General features: G+C 43.6%; 17 protein-coding genes and 1 tRNA gene. 8 read left to right on the top strand and 10 right to left on the bottom strand.

The annotated features are described in order from the left end of the window. The 4 genes from ABIE26_RS05720 to ABIE26_RS05705 all read left to right on the top strand — a co-directional run bounded on the left by ABIE26_RS05720 (nucleotide 1) and on the right by ABIE26_RS05705 (nucleotide 5,455). On the top strand, nucleotides 1-1,494 hold the full coding sequence (locus tag ABIE26_RS05720) for a Y-family DNA polymerase (RefSeq protein WP_310139065.1): 1,494 nt from the start codon (nucleotides 1-3) through the stop codon (nucleotides 1,492-1,494). Nucleotides 1,495-1,506: 12 nt separating this feature from the next. Beyond that, nucleotides 1,507-4,644, top strand: a complete 3,138-nt coding sequence (locus tag ABIE26_RS05715) for an error-prone DNA polymerase (protein WP_310139068.1) — start codon at nucleotides 1,507-1,509, stop codon at nucleotides 4,642-4,644. Nucleotides 4,645-4,747: 103 nt separating this feature from the next. Next, a complete protein-coding gene (locus ABIE26_RS05710; RefSeq protein WP_310139072.1) occupies nucleotides 4,748-5,242 on the top strand; it encodes an SRPBCC family protein in 495 nt (164 codons plus the stop codon). A gap of 137 nt (nucleotides 5,243-5,379) precedes the next feature. Further along, nucleotides 5,380-5,455 (top strand) — tRNA-Lys (locus tag ABIE26_RS05705). A 49-nt stretch (nucleotides 5,456-5,504) separates the two neighbouring features. Here the strand turns inward: ABIE26_RS05705 and ABIE26_RS05700 are convergent. From ABIE26_RS05700 to ABIE26_RS05680, 5 genes are all read right to left on the bottom strand, one after another. Beyond that, on the bottom strand, nucleotides 5,505-6,536 hold the full coding sequence (locus ABIE26_RS05700) for an MAC/perforin domain-containing protein (RefSeq protein ID WP_310139074.1): 1,032 nt from the start codon (nucleotides 6,534-6,536) through the stop codon (nucleotides 5,505-5,507). A 94-nt stretch (nucleotides 6,537-6,630) separates the two neighbouring features. Next, a complete protein-coding gene (locus ABIE26_RS05695; protein ID WP_310139076.1) occupies nucleotides 6,631-6,816 on the bottom strand; it encodes a hypothetical protein in 186 nt (61 codons plus the stop codon). Next, entirely contained in the window at nucleotides 6,816-7,385 is a 570-nt protein-coding gene (locus ABIE26_RS05690; protein ID WP_310139079.1) for a hypothetical protein, read from the bottom strand. Before ABIE26_RS05690 ends, ABIE26_RS05695 begins: the two co-directional genes overlap by 1 nt. Then, a complete protein-coding gene (locus ABIE26_RS05685) occupies nucleotides 7,382-7,837 on the bottom strand; it encodes a hypothetical protein (protein WP_310139082.1) in 456 nt (151 codons plus the stop codon). Before ABIE26_RS05685 ends, ABIE26_RS05690 begins: the two co-directional genes overlap by 4 nt. A gap of 59 nt (nucleotides 7,838-7,896) precedes the next feature. Next, on the bottom strand, nucleotides 7,897-9,084 hold the full coding sequence (locus tag ABIE26_RS05680; RefSeq protein WP_310139084.1) for an exo-beta-N-acetylmuramidase NamZ family protein: 1,188 nt from the start codon (nucleotides 9,082-9,084) through the stop codon (nucleotides 7,897-7,899). Nucleotides 9,085-9,220: 136 nt separating this feature from the next. Here ABIE26_RS05680 and ABIE26_RS05675 point away from each other — a divergent pair, with 136 nt between their 5' ends. The 3 genes from ABIE26_RS05675 (at nucleotide 9,221) to glgP (ending at nucleotide 12,908) form a co-directional block, all read left to right on the top strand. Beyond that, the gene (locus ABIE26_RS05675; protein ID WP_310139087.1) at nucleotides 9,221-9,979 is read left to right on the top strand and encodes a helix-turn-helix domain-containing protein; all 759 of its coding nucleotides are present in this window, start codon (nucleotides 9,221-9,223) and stop codon (nucleotides 9,977-9,979) included. A 29-nt stretch (nucleotides 9,980-10,008) separates the two neighbouring features. Then, the gene (locus ABIE26_RS05670; protein WP_310139090.1) at nucleotides 10,009-11,172 is read left to right on the top strand and encodes an FAD-dependent oxidoreductase; all 1,164 of its coding nucleotides are present in this window, start codon (nucleotides 10,009-10,011) and stop codon (nucleotides 11,170-11,172) included. 68 nt (nucleotides 11,173-11,240) lie between these two features. Beyond that, the gene (glgP, locus tag ABIE26_RS05665; RefSeq protein WP_310139092.1) at nucleotides 11,241-12,908 is read left to right on the top strand and encodes an alpha-glucan family phosphorylase; all 1,668 of its coding nucleotides are present in this window, start codon (nucleotides 11,241-11,243) and stop codon (nucleotides 12,906-12,908) included. On the opposite strand, the gene ABIE26_RS05660 is transcribed toward glgP, so the two are convergent. The 4 genes from ABIE26_RS05660 to ABIE26_RS05645 all read right to left on the bottom strand — a co-directional run bounded on the left by ABIE26_RS05660 (nucleotide 12,905) and on the right by ABIE26_RS05645 (nucleotide 15,898). After that, nucleotides 12,905-13,936 carry an adenylate/guanylate cyclase domain-containing protein gene (locus tag ABIE26_RS05660; RefSeq protein ID WP_310139095.1) on the bottom strand — a complete coding sequence of 344 codons (1,032 nt, stop codon included), beginning with the start codon at nucleotides 13,934-13,936 and terminating at the stop codon, nucleotides 12,905-12,907. The genes glgP and ABIE26_RS05660 overlap by 4 nt on opposite strands. A gap of 72 nt (nucleotides 13,937-14,008) precedes the next feature. Beyond that, nucleotides 14,009-14,443: a tail fiber domain-containing protein gene (locus tag ABIE26_RS05655; RefSeq protein ID WP_310139097.1), complete on the bottom strand. Its 435-nt coding sequence runs from the start codon at nucleotides 14,441-14,443 to the stop codon at nucleotides 14,009-14,011. Between the two features lie 74 nt (nucleotides 14,444-14,517). Then, complete coding sequence (locus ABIE26_RS05650) at nucleotides 14,518-14,826, bottom strand: hypothetical protein (protein WP_310139098.1); 309 nt, start codon at nucleotides 14,824-14,826, stop codon at nucleotides 14,518-14,520. 109 nt (nucleotides 14,827-14,935) lie between these two features. After that, complete coding sequence (locus ABIE26_RS05645) at nucleotides 14,936-15,898, bottom strand: LCP family protein (RefSeq protein ID WP_310139099.1); 963 nt, start codon at nucleotides 15,896-15,898, stop codon at nucleotides 14,936-14,938. A gap of 107 nt (nucleotides 15,899-16,005) precedes the next feature. Here ABIE26_RS05645 and ABIE26_RS05640 point away from each other — a divergent pair, with 107 nt between their 5' ends. Further along, nucleotides 16,006-16,545, top strand: coding sequence for an SRPBCC family protein (locus ABIE26_RS05640; RefSeq protein WP_310139101.1), 540 nt, complete (start codon nucleotides 16,006-16,008; stop codon nucleotides 16,543-16,545). 33 nt (nucleotides 16,546-16,578) lie between these two features. Here ABIE26_RS05640 and ABIE26_RS05635 read toward each other — a convergent pair whose 3' ends face one another. Further along, on the bottom strand, nucleotides 16,579-17,604 hold the full coding sequence (locus ABIE26_RS05635) for a TlpA disulfide reductase family protein (RefSeq protein ID WP_310139104.1): 1,026 nt from the start codon (nucleotides 17,602-17,604) through the stop codon (nucleotides 16,579-16,581).

Here is a 17,604-nt window from a genome sequence, read left to right as displayed (position 1 = left end):
ATGCCCCGTTATGTTTCCATATGGTTCCCCGATCTTATTTCAGACTGGTTCATACGCCGCAGGCCTGAACTTAAAGCTACTGCTTTTGTTATAGCAGCTCCCGAAAGGGGCCGTGTGGTGGTAAAAGCAGCCAGCAGGCCTGCACAGGCTCAGGGTATACATGCCGGTATGGTAGTGGCAGACTGCCGCGCCGTATTACCTACATTGGAGGTAATTGACGACATACCGGGAACAGCGGAAAAGCTATTAAAGGCCCTGGCAGAGTGGTGCCTGCGTTACAGCCCCATTGCAGCGGCTGATTTGCCGAAGGGCCTGATAGTAGACAGCAGTGGTTGTACACACCTATGGGGCGGAGAACAGGCTTATCTGGCAGACATACTGGGCAAACTGGAGGCTTTCGGCTATCATGTACGGGCAGCTATGGCCGACACCATTGGTGCTGCCTGGGCTGTTGCCCGATTCGGAAAACTCAAAGCCATTATTGAACCTGGCCATCAATCAGCTGCTTTACTTCCTTTGCCCCCGGCCGCCCTTCGGCTCGATCCGCTGATTACAGCACGACTGGAAAAACTGGGTTTATATACCATCGGCAGTTTCATTAAAATGCCCCGACCTGCCCTGCGCAGGCGTTTTGGCATGCCATTGCTCAGCAGACTGGAACAAGCCCTGGGGCAGCATCCTGAAGTGATAGACCCCATAAAACCAATAGTACCCTACCAGGAACGCCTGCCTGTTCTTGAGCCCATAAAAACAGCAACCGCAATAACAATTGCGCTTAAACAGCTGCTGGATTTGCTTTGCTGCAGGCTTACCAAAGAAGGCATGGGCCTGCGTAACTGTACCTTTAAAGCCTATCGTATAGATGGCAATATCCAGCAAATTCAGATAGGGACAAACCGTGCAGCTAACCATGCAGCGCACCTGTTTAAGTTGTTTGAAATTAAAATTGCCACATTGGAGCCGGCACTCGGCTTTGAGCTTTTTATGGTAGAAGCTGCTAAAGTAGAGGCCATGTCTGCAGCGCAGGATGCCTTATGGAATACCCTTAACCAGAACAATGCCGAAGTAGCGGAGTTGCTGGACAGGCTGGCCGGTAAGGTGGGCATTCATAGCATCCGCCGCTATTTGCCGCAGGAACATCACTGGCCGGAACGCTCAGTAAAACCTGCGGCCGACTTTGATGAAAAGCCTGCTACAAACTGGCCTGAAAATTTGCCAAGACCTGTCCATTTACTGGCAAAGCCTGAAACCATTGAAGTTACTGTACCGCTGCCCGATTATCCGCCTATCCTGTTCCGGTATAAGGGTAAGGTTTTCAGTATAAGCAAAGCTGATGGCCCGGAAAGAATAGAACAGGAATGGTGGATTGAGGACGGTCTGTACAGGGATTACTATTGCGTAGAAGATGATACAGGTGGCCGTTACTGGCTTTTCCGCCTGGGCCATTACAACGACAACACTCCTGAATGGTTTATACATGGTTTTTTTGCTTAAAACACTGAGCATATGCATTACACGGAATTACAGGTAACCACAAACTTCAGCTTCCTCAGGGGTGGTTCACATCCTGAAGAGTTGGTTAAGCAGGCCGCAGAACTGGGGCATACCGAAATTGCCATAACCGACAGAAATACACTTGCAGGTATTGTAAGGGCATATGTAGCCGCAAAAAATAAGAATATCCGCATTATCCCGGCCTGCCATCTTGAATTGCTGGATGGGCCTCCCCTGCTGGCTTATCCGACAGACCGGGCCGCTTATGCAAGACTTTCAACACTGCTGTCTGAAGGTAACCTGCGTACCGAAAAAGGGCAATGCCATCTGTATAAGGCCGATGTATACCGTTATGCCGAAGGCATGAAGTTTATAGCCATAGCCCCCATTAACCTCAACAGTGATTTTGATTTTGATCTTGAATTTAAACGGGCACTTAAAGCATACCGCTGGGCATTAGGTACCGACCTGTACCTGGCAGCAAGCCGCTCTTACCAGGCCAATGATGGCAAACGGCTGTTCCGGCTTTCACAATTGTCTGATGAACTGGGTATTCCATTGGTTGCTGTCAATGATGTGCATTACCACATTCCCCAGCGCAGGGAATTACAGGACATCCTGACCTGTATCCGTGAAAAGTGTACCATTTACAATGCGGGTTTCCGCCTGCACCAGAATGCGGAACGGCACCTGAAACCCATAGCAGAGATGCACCGTCTGTTCAGCCAGTACCCCCAGGCCCTTGAGCATACACAGGAGATTGCCGCAGCATGCCAGTTCTCGTTAGACAGCCTTGAATATGTTTATCCAGAAGAGCTTACAACCGAAGGGCGCAACCCCCAGCAGGAACTTGTACACCTTACCTGGCAAGGTGCAAAAGAAAAGTTTGGCGATAAAATCCCCTCAGAAATAGGCGAAACCATTCGATATGAACTGGACTTTATGGAGCGCAAAAACTATGCGGCTTACTTCCTTACGGTCTACGATTTTGTGCGTTTTGCCAGGAGCCAGAACATTTTATGCCAGGGACGGGGTTCTGCGGCCAATTCGGTAGTTTGTTATTGTTTGGGTATCACCTCTGTAGATCCCTCCAAGTTTAAAGTACTGTTTGCCCGGTTCATGAGCGATGCCAGAGATGAACCACCTGATATTGATGTAGATTTTGAGCACGAACGCCGCGAAGAAGTGATGCAATACATCTATTCCAAATACGGGCGCGACCGCTCGGCTATTGTGGCCACAGTTACCCAGGTGCATTACAGGGGCGCCGTACGTGATGTGGCCAAGGTAATGGGCTTATCTGTTGACACCATTAACCGCCTGGCCAGTTCTGCATGGGAATTTACGGATGAATGGCACAATGGCAGGACAGTTTCGAGTGAAGGTTTTGATGCCAATGACCCGCACCTGAAAAAAGTGCTGGAGCTCACACAGCAATACATCGGCTTTCCGCGTCAGCTGGGCCAGCATACCGGGGGATTTGTAATGACCAGGGGAAAAATAACCGACCTCTGTCCTATTTTGAATGCCCGTATGGAAAACCGGACCTGCCTGGAATGGAACAAGGATGATATTGAGGCCCTTGGTTTTCTTAAGGTAGATGTACTGGCCCTGGGTATGCTCACCTGCATCCGCAAGGCATTTGACCTGGCTAAACAGCATTATGGTTTAGACCTTACACTGGCCAATGTACCGCAGGATGACCCTAAGGTATATGAAATGATCAGCCATGCCGATACTTTGGGCGTATTCCAGATCGAAAGCCGTGCACAGATGTCTATGCTGCCCCGCTTGCGGCCCCAATGCTTTTATGACCTGGTTATTGAAGTGGCCATTGTAAGGCCGGGGCCTATCCAGGGAGATATGGTACACCCCTATTTGCGCAGGCGCAATGGCGAGGAGCCTATTGAATATCCATCAAAAGAACTGGAAGCAATACTCGGACGGACTTTAGGCGTACCCCTGTTTCAGGAGCAGGCCATGGAAATTGCCATTGTTGCTGCAGGCTTTACCCCGGCAGAGGCAGATGGCCTGCGCCGCAGCATGGCCACATTTAAGTCCCATGGTAAGGTAAGCGAATGGCGCAATAAGCTGGTGAGCGGAATGGTGGCCAAAGGCTATAAAGAAGAATTTGCCCAGCGGGTTTTTAAACAGCTGGAAGGTTTCGGGAGTTATGGTTTCCCTGAAAGCCATGCCGCCAGTTTTGCCTTACTGGTTTATATCTCCTCCTGGATCAAATGCCATTATCCCGATGTATTTGCAACAGCTTTGCTGAACAGTATGCCCATGGGTTTTTACCAGCCTGCGCAAATTGTGATTGACGCCCAAAAACATGGCGTGGAAGTACTGCCTGTAGATATCAATCATTCTACCTGGGATAACCTGCTTGAACAGCAAACAGGCGAATATCACCCATTGAGGCTGGGTTTCCGCCAGGTTAAAGGCCTGAACGAGGAAGATATGCAGGTTCTGGTTGCTGCAAGGCGGGTTCCTTTTACCAGTATCCATGCCCTGCTGAATGCTGGTATTTCGCTGGCAGCACTGGAAAGGCTTGCAGATGCAGATGCGTTTCGCTCTATAGGGCTGGACAGGCGCCAGGCACTTTGGGAGGTAGCAGCCCTTAGCGATAGCCCTGTCGGTATGTTTGAAGGACAAAGTCTGGAAAGCATGCCTGAAAAAGAAATCCAGTTGCCCTTAATGCGTTTATCTGAGCATGTGATACAGGATTACAGTACAACCACGCTTTCCCTGAAAGCACATCCGGTAAGTTTTGTGCGCGAAAAGCTGGATTTGCTTAAAGTACTGCCCATTAAAGCGCTCGACCAGCAGGCTGATGGGAACTTCGTAAAAGTATCCGGACTGGTACTGGTACGACAAAGACCAGGTACCGCCACTGGTGTATGTTTTATTACCATCGAAGATGAAACCGGCTTTGCCAACCTGGTCGTCTTTAAAAAGTGGTTCGACAAGTATCGTAAAGAGATTTTAAGGGCGAAGCTTTTAATGGTGACAGGAAAACTGCAGCGGGAAGGCGAAGTGACACATGTTGTTGTGACCAGCTGCAGCGACCTCTCTACATACCTGAACAAGCTTACCGCAATTGAAAACGATGGCAACGGAATATTTCATGAGGGCCGGAATTTTAAATAGCCTAAGCCTGCCCTGATAGATGCTCCAGAGCGTGCCCTTTATGCAAATTACCGACTTAGGAATAATTTACTTAAATTACATTACCAAATATTAATCTGAACGAATGAAAAATTTTGACTGGACACGTTTTACAAAAAGAATAGCTGTTAAAGCACCGCTAAGTGCAATTTATGCCGCCTGGACTACACCAGAAGAACTGGAAAAATGGTTTTTAGAAGAAGTAAAATTCTACGATCTGGATAAAAACCGGACTACAAACCAACAAACCGCCGAAACCGGTTTTACCTACAAATGGAAATGGCATATCTATGATGACCTGATGAAAGGAAGGATACTGGAAGCAAATGGAAAAGACCTGTTCCGGTTTACTTTTGAAGGGGAATGTATTGTAGAAGTAAAATTAAAAACAGAGCGCGAGTATACCATTGTAGAGCTTACCCATAAAAACATTCCTACGGATGATGAATCCAAACAGTACATAAGATTGGGCTGCGCCTCTGGCTGGACGTTTTATCTGATCAACCTAAAATCTGTTTATGAGGGTGGTCTGGATCTGAGAAACAAGGACGAAAATCTGGAAATCATGATCAACAACTAGGTAAACAGATAATAATCTATCTTTAAATCAGCATACTAAATAATTTATGAATTAATAATTTGCAGAATAAATGACGTAATCCTATATTTGCACCACTTTAACGGAAACGATAAAGTAAAGAGTTCAAATAGAACGATGATTCCGTAGCTCAGCTGGTAGAGCATTACACTTTTAATGTAGTGGTCCTGGGTTCGAATCCCAGCGGGATCACCAGAAAACAAAAAAGCCTTGCAATTTTAGAACTGCAAGGCTTTTTTATGTATTAATTTATCAATCTCACTGCTTTTTCGGCAAAATGTTGTTCGAGATAAGATTTTACCTCAGCTCTTTTTACGGGATCATCAATAAAATCATAAAGAGGAACTAAACGATCGCCAAAAACACCAATAAACCGTGCCCTATCTTCTGTAGTGGTTAAACGCCAATTTGTGATATTTAGCATTAATCTATTATTTATATTTTCAGTTTGCAATTTGCTCACATCCCCTCCAACAGAACTATAATAGATCTGGGCTGAAGAATTTGCATTTAAGTTGCGTAAATTCACCTCATCCAGATAACCAGTCGATAAGCCAAATGTTCGTTTTAGCGCATAGCGTAATCCTTCCATAATGATGTCTTCTCTGTTGGTCTCTGGAGCTTCTGCCTGATAGACAACATCAAATTTTGCCCCTATTTCTATCCCGGTTAGCACATGTGTACCATACTTCTGAACGAGCTCACTGCTACTTAATAGTTTAATATCGTTCTTAAAATCAGCTGTTATAAAGTTATTTACAGATTGTTCATAATAAAATGCATATCGTTTCCTAACCATGTAATTGGAGTAGTACCCGTAAATATACTTTTTATCAGTGACGACTGTTCCAGGGAATATCTTTCCGATCGTATTTCCAAAAAGCTTCAAACCTCTGGTTTCCTTGTTTGAATTGGAAAATTTCTCTGAGAGTTCTACCGCATTTTTAGCTTGAATGGTTTTCCATGATCCTTCAGTACTTCTAATTACGTTAACTTTATTGGATCCACTGGCAGCATAAGCTAAAACATCGACTACGCTAGCCCTTACAGATGCTTCATCATTGAACTTATCTGTAGCATCGTATCCAAATCCTAAAAAATTATAGGTTTCAGGTCGTTCATATAAAGGCTTACTTTCTTGTGTTGCTCCCTTAACCACCAGTTCAATATCCCTGGGTAGTTTCTCCGGCTCATCGGGATTTGTAATTTCATCAGTTCTTTTCTTACAGGAGACCAGCATGGCAAAAACTGCCATGAATAAGATTGTTTTTTTCATTTGATTTATATTTGTGTGTGGTGATTTTTTGTCAAATTTTATGCCGTTTTAATCACAAAAAGCGCTCTGAAAAAATGGTACAATAATATTTTCTTTACAATTGCTGCAACTCTCTTTTTATTAAATCAGCTGAAATATTCAACGCTTTGATTCTTAGCAACAACAACGTTTGCTGTGCTGAGTTATCTTTCAGTTTTGGTAGAGCCTTTTCGCATTTGCTGATGGTCGAATCAATAGATCTAAGTGCTTCTTCCAACTCCTCCTTGGTGTATTCTGTCATTATTTGACAAGCTGTCTAATCGCATATATGATAAAATTTGGTATTGTTCCGATAAGTTCTAAAGCCGCGGCGAACAATGGCAGGATCAAATATGCCCAAACTGGATATTTAAATTTTGTAGCGGTATTTTTGATCAGACTTTGTATCGCCGGTAACACTTTATCTCTGTAATACCACAGGATCAAAAAAGTCAACACCAGATAAAACGACAACCTGGTTGTAAACTGGGTATACAATCCCATAAATGTCATGTCCCAAATCAATATATTTAACCAGATAGGAATGGCCACAAATGCACCCAGGATAACTGTACGGTTATATAAAATAAGCATGGCCGTCAAAATCTGGGAAACTCCTACGAATGATTTAAATGGCTCATGAGCGGCTAAATACCAGGATACCTTAAACAAACCAACATCCTTTAACGGAAGTTGCATGGTCTCATTTGAGACCCCAAATTGATTACCTGTTAATTTAGCAAAACCATAGCTTAAAAGAATAAAGGCAAGCAATACCCTTGCACTAAGTATAAAATAATCCCAGAATTGCGCTTTAGTTGGCACCATCATTCTACTCTTAGATATTTTTCGGTTATGGTACGGTCTACCCCTGCTGCCTCTACCTTTTCTATTCCGGTTTGGATCAGGGTATCGTTGTTGATACTTACCTTAAAATTAAAAGTCTTCCCTTCCCAGTTTTTATCCTTATAGAAGTCCAAAAACTCCGTATACTCATCTCCTTTCAATTTATATCTGCCCCCACCTCCGTCAAAATGATTGCTGCTGTCCCTGGCTGTTTCCAGCTCATGGTTTAAGAAAGCAAAATGAGTATCGTTGATGATCTTTATCATGCGCTTACCTTTGGTATAGTCTGTTTCGGTACGCTGTCCGTTTTCAACCGTAGTGGCAGACAGCAGTTGCCAGGTACCCTTAAGCTGTACCGCGGCATCTTCATTTTTGGCAGAATTGCAGGATAAAAAAGAGGCAGCACAGAGTAAAGAAAGTAGAATTTTAGTATTCATAACTATATTTTTAAGCGTTTAGGTTTTGCAATTTATCATTTATCAGGCATAAAATTGAATCAATATAACAAATAAGGCTGCATGTTTACTGACCAGTCTTTAAGCACAACACAGTGCTTTGCTACCGAAACAAAATCGGGTAAGGCTGTATCAAAAAGCCGTTCTGTATTCCATATGCCGGATAAAAGATCAAGATGTTTTTTACCAGAGGGATTTACATGTGTAGGATAGGCAGCCCATTGAAAATCTTTCGGGTGAAGCTCCATTATAATCCTGATCAGCAGCCATCCGGTAATTACTGGAAGAAAGGACGAAATATCGGCAACATGCAGCATAACACCACCACACCGTTGCCCTGCATACTTGCCTTCTGTTGGTGTAAAAACAACCGGACGTGCATATACATCCGTTGAAATGGCCGGTATCATGGTATTGAATAATACTGCAGTTTCATTGGCCAATAACCATGGCGCCCCGGCCATGCGAAAAGGACTGGCTGTACCCCTACCTTCACTGCAATTGGTAGCCTCAAGAAAACAAAGTCCTGGATAGAGCAATGCCGACTCAAAAGCGGGTATAGCTGGTGACAGCGGCACAAAGGAAGCACTCCAATCAGAATGGTACCTATTTCGATGCCAGTTCATGCAGGGTATCACCTCCAGCTTACAATTGATGTCCCTTGAGTTGTTGAAGTAAAGAGCAAGTTCTCCCAGTGTACAACTGTGTTTTACCGGTATTGACCAGCGGCCAATAAAACTATTGCATTGCTGTTCATCCAAAAGTGGGCCTTCTGCCAACCTTAGATTGCCCGACAAAGGATTGGGCCTGTCTGCTACGATAAAGAGGATGTTTAAAGCAGCGCAGGCTTCCAGTACATAAGACATCGTCCATAAATAGGTATAAAACCTACTGCCTACATCGGGAATATCAAATAATACCAGGTCAATATCTGCAAGATCCGACCGGGAAGGCTCCAGTTTATTGCCATATAAACTGATTACCGGCAATCTGGTCAGGGTATCTATTGAATTATCCATAGCATGGCCGTCGGCTCCTGTTGTATCGAGGCCATGTTCTGGCGAGAACAATTTCACAATATTAAACCCTTGTTGTAACAGGGCCAGGCGCGACGGAACAAATTGATGGGTTGTAGCCGCATGATTGGTAACTAAAGCGATACGCTTGTTTTTCCAGATTGGCTGCCCGGCCAAAAGAACATCAATACCAAACCGTACATTATTCATCATACCATCTGCCGCTTTATGTGCTTCGCATTCCTGACGCTATATTAAGTTTTTTTTATAAGAAATTAGCCTGCTGTAATTGTTATGTGCGCTTTTTATTAGCTTTACTAACGATTAAATAAAAAAAGCCATTTGGCATATGGACAAGGACCTGAAATATAAAATTGTTCAACCCGATGCGCCGCTTGCAGACTTTGTAGATAGTTTTTGGTTTGTACATAACCAATCCGATAAAAGCAAAGAAACGACAGGCTTACCAGACGGGCGTGTAGACTTGTTCCTATTTCAATCGGCCAGTGAGCCTTTCCGTATCGTACTGCTTGGCCTGGGTACACGGCAACATGAGCCGGCCTTCATACCCGCCAAAGGTTTGATATTTGCCATCAGTTTTAAATTGCTTGCTATGGAATACATTTTTCATGACACAATTTCGGACATAGTGAACAACGGAAAATTTCTGCCTGATGATTTTTGGGGGTTTTCAGCCAATGACATAAATGACTTTGAACATTTTGTAAAAAAGGCAACGCAAAAAATCCAATCCCTCTTGCCCAAAAAAATTGATGAGCGCAAACGAAAGGTGTTTGAATTGATTTATGCTGCAAGGGGTGGGATTACAGTAAATGAACTCTCAGAACGTGTGTTTTGGAGCAGTCGCCAGATCAACCGCTATTTTAATCAGCAATTCGGCATTTCACTGAAAGCCTATTGCAATGTTTTAAGGTTCAGGGCTTCCCTTGACCATATTGCACAGGGAAAACTTTATCCTGAAGAAAATTTTTCCGACCAAAACCATTTCATTAAAGAAATAAAGAAGTTTTCGGGCGTAGTGCCTAAAGAACTATTCAAAAATAAAAACGACCGATTTATACTATTATCTACATTACCAAAGAAATAGTTTTGCCTCATAAAACAATTTTTGGAATAATGCTGATAGAAAATAAAACAGTTGCCATTGTTGGTGGAGGAATGGGCGGATTGACCTTAGCCCGTTTATTGCAAATGAAAAACGTGAATGTAAAAGTTTACGAAAGGGACCTTAACCGTAATGTACGTGTTCAGGGCTCTACACTAGACCTGCACGAAGGATCTGGCCTGGAAGCCATAAAGCGGGCAGGTTTAGCAGAGGAGTTTTATTTACACCATCGCCCGGTTGCCAGCAAGATGCGCATTGTAGATCAAACCCTCAAAATCAGATTTGATGACCATGACAGCGAAACAATCTTTGCCGAAAACCGTCCTGAAATTGATCGGGGTCCCCTGCGTGATATTTTGCTAAACTCCCTAAAAGCAGGTACCGTTGTATGGGACAGCCATTTTGCTGCTATGGAAAGAAAAAATAATGGCTGGCTTTTACATTTTAAAAACGGCACCAATGCTTATGCCGATCTGGTTATTGCAGCAGATGGGGCGAACTCGAAAATCCGCCCCTATTTAAGTGCAACGGCTCCTGTTTATGCTGGTGTGACTTTGCTAGAAGGGAATATCTACAATGCAGAAAAAAATGCACCTAAGCTATCCGGGTTTACTAAGGGAGGAAAAGTTATGGCATTTGGCAACGAACAGTTTATTGGGTATGGCACAAAAGGCGATGGATCATTGATGTTTGTTGCAAGTTTTAAAACACCTGAGAACCCGGCTATACAAAACAGTATTGATTTTAAAGACAAAGCCCAGGTTTTCGCCTGGTTCAAAGAAACGTTTTCTGGCTGGAGTGAGGAATGGCATGAGTTTTTTACCAATGATGATGTCCATTTTATTCCGCGGCCACAGTATTATTTTCCGCTGAATCAAAACTGGGAAACACAGGAAAATCTGACCATGATTGGTGATGCTGCACACTGTATGCCACCATTTGCCGGTGAAGGTGCAAATGTGGCTATGCAGGACGCCTTTGAATTGACAGCATGCTTGACCGACAATAAATTCCCAACAATCAGGGCGGCCATCTCGCATTTTGAAAAACAAATGGTTAAAAGGGCAGCGGCAGCAACGCAGGATACTTTAGAAAATACAGAACGTATGCACTCAAAGACGGCATTGGAACAAATGCTGGCATTTTTCAGTGGGGAAAGCTCATTCGCATCATAAATAATATTCAGGTAACATATAATTGAACCCGGAGCGCTTTATTAGTTAAAATTTCCTAATTTAAGCACATGCTATCTAAAAAAGACATTTTCGGTTTCACGCCAGATCAGCAGTACAGTACTGCTGTGGCTTATTTTTCTATGGAATTTGCGGTTCATCAGGCCTTAAAAACTTACAGCGGCGGACTGGGTTTTCTGGCGGGATCACATTTAAGGAGTGCCTACCAGCTGAAACAGAACCTGGTGGGTATCGGTATGCTCTGGAAATATGGTTATTACGACCAGACCAGGGATAAGGACCAGCTGATGAAACCTGCCTATACGGAGAAACAATATGCTTACCTTACAGATACAGGTATATCGTTCACGGTTCCTGTACATGATTCGCCGGTGCATGTAAAGGCTTTCCTGCTTAAACCTGAAACCTTTGGTACCGCCCCTTTATTTCTTTTAAGTACCGATGTTCCTGAAAATGACTACTTGTCGCGTACCATTACGCATCGTTTATATGATCCTTACGAAACTACGCGCATTGCCCAATCCATTGTGCTTGGAACGGGCGGTGCAATGCTGCTGGATATTTTGAACCTTACGCCTGATGTGTACCATATGAACGAGGGGCACGCTGTATCGTTAAACTTTTACCTGTATGCCAAACACAAAAGCCTGGAGGAAGTAAAGAAACGGGTAGTTTTTACTACGCACACACCAGAAATGGCAGGGAATGAAGAACACAAATATAGCCTGCTCAAAGAAATGTCGTTCTTTTACCATCTGCAGGAGCATGAGGTAAAATCGGTGCTGGGCATGGATGGCGATCAGTTTAGCTATACCCTTGCTGCATTAAAATTCTCCAGAAAGGCAAATGGGGTATCTAAACTGCATGGAAAGGTAGCCAGGGATATGTGGGGCCACTATACCGGCATTTGCGAAATTACTTCCATTACCAATGCCCAGAACCAGACGTACTGGGAAGATCCGGTTATTGGAAACGCAATAAAGCTCAGTGATGACAAAGGCATTGCAGCGCGAAAAAAGGAAATGAAGGCTGAGCTCTTTAAAGTAGTGGCCGATCAGTGTGGTAAGCTTTTTAATCCGGATGTAATTACCATAGTATGGGCCAGAAGATTTGCGGGATATAAGCGGGCCGACCTGGTGATGCAGGACTGGAACCGTTTTTTAAGCCTGGTTAAAAATGAATCCCTTCCGGTACAATTCATTTGGGCAGGAAAGCCCTATCCGGAGGATTTCGGTGCAATTGGCCTGTTTAATCAGATCATTTCACGTGTTTTGCCTTTAAAGAACTGCGCTGTACTTACGGGCTATGAACTGGAACTTTCGGCCCTGCTGAAAAAAGGATCGGACGTATGGCTAAACAATCCAAGGATGTACCGTGAGGCATCCGGCACCAGTGGTATGACCGCAGCAATGAACGGCAGCATTAATCTTTCACTACCCGATGGCTGGATACCTGAGTTTGCAGTAGATAAAGTGAACAGCTTTCTGATTCAGCCTGCGCCCGATGGATCTTCAGATCAGGAACAGGACAGGGGCGAAAACATCAGCCTGATGGATACACTGGAACAAACCGTATTGCCGCTGTATTACAACAGTCCTGAAAAATGGCTGACTATAGTTAAAACAGCTGCCAGAGATGTAACACCTGCTTTTGAAGCGGGCAGAATGGCTGCCGAATACTATACGAAATTATACAGCGAACAACAGGCAGCCCTTTAACCGGCTGTCTGCTTTAGTGAGATCAGCTGCACTTCTTTTTCCTTGCCCCTTAGTTTGATGGCGCCCAGCAGCTGTGTGGCAAAGCTGCCCAGCTGAAGTATAGCGGCAAGGTCTGACGACACGATTACTTCTGCATTAAATTCCCTGCACAGGCCTGAAATCCTTGAGGTCGTGTTCAGGACATCTCCGGAGTAGGTAATGTCTCTTTTGATGATGCCTACTTCGCCCGCCACTACCCTTCCACAATGAATACCGGCCTTGAAGGTTGGCAATAGTCCATGTTGCTCCAGGTATCGCTCTTTCTTTTCTTCCAGATGACTCTTAATGTCAAAAAAACATCGGATACAGCGGTTATCTGCTATACCATCCTTGTATTTCCAGGCTACAACGACTTCGTCGCCCACATATTGATAGATCTCACCTTTATTGTCGAGTATGGGATTGGTTACATCGGTAAAAATATCTTTAAGCAGTGCATGGTATTTTTTATCGCCGAGTTTTTCGGCGGTAGTGGTTGAGGAGTTCAGATCGAAAAACATAAAGATCCGCAATTCTTCCTGTGGAGTATTGTATTTTCCACGCACAATGTTCCAGAACACCCCGGGTCCGAATTTACTGTTGATCTGCAGGAGCAATTGGGTGATGGCAACAACCACAGCCCAGACCAGTCCGCTTTTGAAAAGCCTTGCGGTATCGGCATAACCAATACTTCTCAAAATAACATTGATGAGCAGGATGATCAGGATAAAAAACGAGGTTACTGTGATCACCGTATAACCATAGGACTTATCCTGATACTTTACATTGATAAAAAATATAAGCAGGCTTCCGCCCAGCAAAGCGCCAATTAAGCCAGAACCCATATTTACCGCAACAGAAAAGAGAAAAGAATAAGCAGGATCGGCACCCATTGAAGTGTGTGTATGCAGGACCAGGTAATCGTATACCGCAATAAGCAATCCAACAAATAGCCAGGCCAAAGTCAGGATTAACAGCAGTTTAAATTTATACCTTGTTCTTGTGTTCATGGTTACTAATTTAACAAAAAAAGCCATCCTTACGGATGACTTTCCCAAAACACTTAAACTAAAAAAAAGTATTTATTTGGATTTTTCTTTCAGCAGCTGCACTTCTTTTTTCAAAAGCTCTATTTCTGCCTGCTGCTCTTTAATGGCAGCTACAAGTACAGGAATCAGGTTTTCTGTCTGTACCTCATTATACCTGGCCACTTTGGAATTGTTTTTTCCGGCTTCATAAGTCTTGGAAGCTTCGTAAACCATTCCCGGAAATTCCGGTTGCACATTACTGGCCATAAAGCCATATTGTTCTCCGGCAGGGAGCCTCAGGTGCTTGTACTTGCTTACATCGTATTTAAATGTAACTGGTTCAAGGTTTTTCAACTGCTGGGTTGAGTTGGCAATCTTGCCCACATTAACCTTTAGTTCCTGCTCATTAATTTTCTGGGCACTGGCCGTTAATGTAGCCGCGCCTAACAAAAGGCCCATAACAGAACCTTTAAACAAAGGATAGTTCATAAAATAATTTTTGTGTTAATAATAAATTGGGTTGCATGATCTTTTACAGATCATCACCAGGGGCTGTTCAACAATTATGACCAGCTGTTGGGAGGCGGATAGGGCAAAGAAAGATAAGGCGCCGGGATATCAGGGACGATGATATGTCCTGCTTTTTTAGAAATAGTTAGGGAAGCAGGTTCCAGTACGGGCTGACTTCCGAAATCTTCATCAGCGGTTTCCAGCTGCTTGTTTTCTTTTTCAGCATCGCTGGTATCGTCAGTTGCCTGATCCGTACAGCAAACCACAGCATTTTGAGTATGTTGCCCTGCAGCAAATAACGGGGCTCCTTTTATCAATAAAAAGGAAAGTAAAATCAATAAGCCTGTTATTTTTTTAAACATAATCAGCTGGTTCGTATTACTTTATACTGGTATTGCCGCAAATATAAGGGCTACTGCTTAATTAGCAGTACCTGAATTGTATTTTTTTTGTCGGATTATTTACCCCTTTCTATTTAGAAACAGGTTTTATTCCTTTATAAATAAAGTTATGAATGACTGTGGATGTTGCTTTTAAGTCGGCAGTGAGGTACCAGATATTGTTGATCCTCTTCCCCGCGCTTTGCCCATCTAACGGAAATCTTGCCTCATCAATCACTTTATGTTTTGAATTCAGCACGTTCCCCGCAAAATTCAATAGGGTCATACTACCCATACTTGTTTCTAAACTAGGTAGAATCTGCGAAGCGAAGGCAGGAAAAGCTTCCTGACCGGAACTTTTCATTTTACTGAACAAAGCTACAAGCACCAAGCGTTGCCTTTCGGTTCTTTCATAATCACCATTTCCTACTTTTCTTATACGCGTATAAGCAACGGCCTGTCTGCCTGTTAGGTTCTGCAATCCGGCAGTATTCACATGTACTGCGGGGATTTTCTCATAAATAGCCAGTTCATCAAGATAATTGTTCAATACCGGAAGCTCTGCCCCTTTTACATTCACATCTACCCCACCCAATGCATCTACAATCTTTGCTGCACTGTAAAAATCGACATTAATGTAGTCTTTAATGTCAAGACCGAAATTCTGGTTGATGGTTTTTATGGCCAGCTGTGGTCCGCCAAAGGCATAAGCAGCATTGATTTTATCCATTCCATGCCCCTCTATATTCACATAGGTATCCCTCATGATAGAAGACATTTTAATCTTTCCGCTCTGTTGATCAACAGAAATAACCATAATTACATCAGAGTTTGCCTTATTCTCTTCTTTGCGTTTATCTACAGCAAACAAAGCTATGTTTATGGGCGGGTTTGTTATGGTTTTAAGCCTGGCGGTTACCTGCGGAGTAATTCCCAGCGCCTGGGGGCTTTTATCTAATCTTACAGCTACCGGTCTGGCACCAACAGTGTTGTCCTGCGCACTTAACTGCAGGCCAAATACACTTATAAACATAAATAGGAATAACTTTTTCATTCATGAAGCATAGACAATATCCCTGCCAGCAAGCTTCGGAACCGTCCAAAAGTTATTGGCAATTGAAAAAAAATTAATCATCTTTATGTAACCAAAAACTTACTATTATGAAAATTCTAAAGAAAATTCTGTTTGTCATTCTCGGGATCATTGTATTGGCCCTGGTTGTGGCACTCTTTACCAAAAAAGATTATGCTGTTGAAAGGGAAGTCACCATTAACAAACCTAAACAGGAAGTATTTGATTTCATCAAATTTGTGAAGAACCAGGACCAGTACAGTGTATGGAACAACATAGATCCGGCCATGAAAAAAAGTTATACTGGAACAGACGGCACTGTTGGCTTTATTTATGCCTGGGACAGCGCCAACAAAAACGCTGGTAAGGGCGAGCAGGAAATCACTAAAATTACCGATGGCGAACGTATAGAAATGAAACTGCGTTTTAAAGAACCTTTTGAGGCCGAAGATAATGCCTATATGGCTACAGAGCCCATTGGTGCTGATAAAACAAAAGTTAAATGGGGTTTTACAGGCAAAATGCCCTGGCCAATGAACCTGATGCTGCTTTGCATGAATATGGAAGAGATGATCGGGAAAGATCTGCAGGGTGGTTTGGATAAACTGAAAACCATCGTTGAAAAGTAACAAAAGAGCCGGCTAAGCCGGCTCTTTTGTTTTTTACCTTATCACTTCTTCCAGTTTCTTCTCCAGGGCATCGCCTCTCAGGTTCTTGGCGATGATTTTCCCGCTTGGATCAATGAGAAAATTTGAAGGGATGGCTTTAATCGCGTATAGGTTGCCCGCACCTTTCAGATCTGTATGGTCTGAATCGTTGAGCTGAACCCATGGCATTCCATCGTCCTTAATGGCCTTCAGCCATTTATCGCGGTCATCAGCCCTATCGACAGACACCCCCAGCACTGTAAAGTTTTTACCTTTAAAAGCGTTATAAGCCTTTAATACTTTAGGGTTTTCGGCACGGCAAGGCCCGCACCAGGATGCCCAGAAATCCAGCAGTACATATTTCCCTCTAAAATCTGATAGTTTTACAGGCTTGCCATTGGTATCGTTATGCGTAAAGTCGGGTGCCATTTGCCCCACAGTTGTAGCTTTAGCTCCTGCAATAGAGGCTGCAAAAGCCTGCCCTTCTTTGGAATTGCGGTTCCTGGCAGTAAGTCCATTATATAAAGGCTCCACTTTTGCTGCATCAAAATAGGCACCTGCCAACTTAAGCAGGGCCTGCAAACTGAAATAGGAATCAGGGTTTTGTTTTACAAAAGCTGTAAATGCAGCATCCTGATTTTCTTTTATTTTTAAGAGTTGCTCATATTTCTGATGGTCGGCATTGATGATACCGCTAAGTCTCGCTGTTTTGATGGAATCGGTGATATCCATAGTGATCACACCCCTATCCAGGTACATTGAGCGCGAGTCGCGCCCTTTTGTTTTTCTATCGGCAGCTGAATTTTTACTGATAAAAGTAATATATACCTGCTGGGGGCCATCAGAAGGACCTTTAAATTCAAAGGTGCCGTTATTAACCAGCGTACTATCCCTCTTGGTGGTTCCGCCCTGGTAATAACTCATGTATACTTTGCCTGTAGCATCAGCGGATGTGAATTTGCCTTTTAGGGTATAGGTATTGTTTTGCGCCATTGCAGTGCAGGCGAACAAAAGATATAGTATTGAAAAAAAGGTTCTCAT

This window comes from Pedobacter africanus (assembly GCF_040548825.1).
GTDB classification, from domain to species: Bacteria; Bacteroidota; Bacteroidia; order Sphingobacteriales; family Sphingobacteriaceae; genus Pedobacter; species Pedobacter africanus_A.
This window is presented reverse-complemented; position numbering and strand designations above follow the sequence as displayed.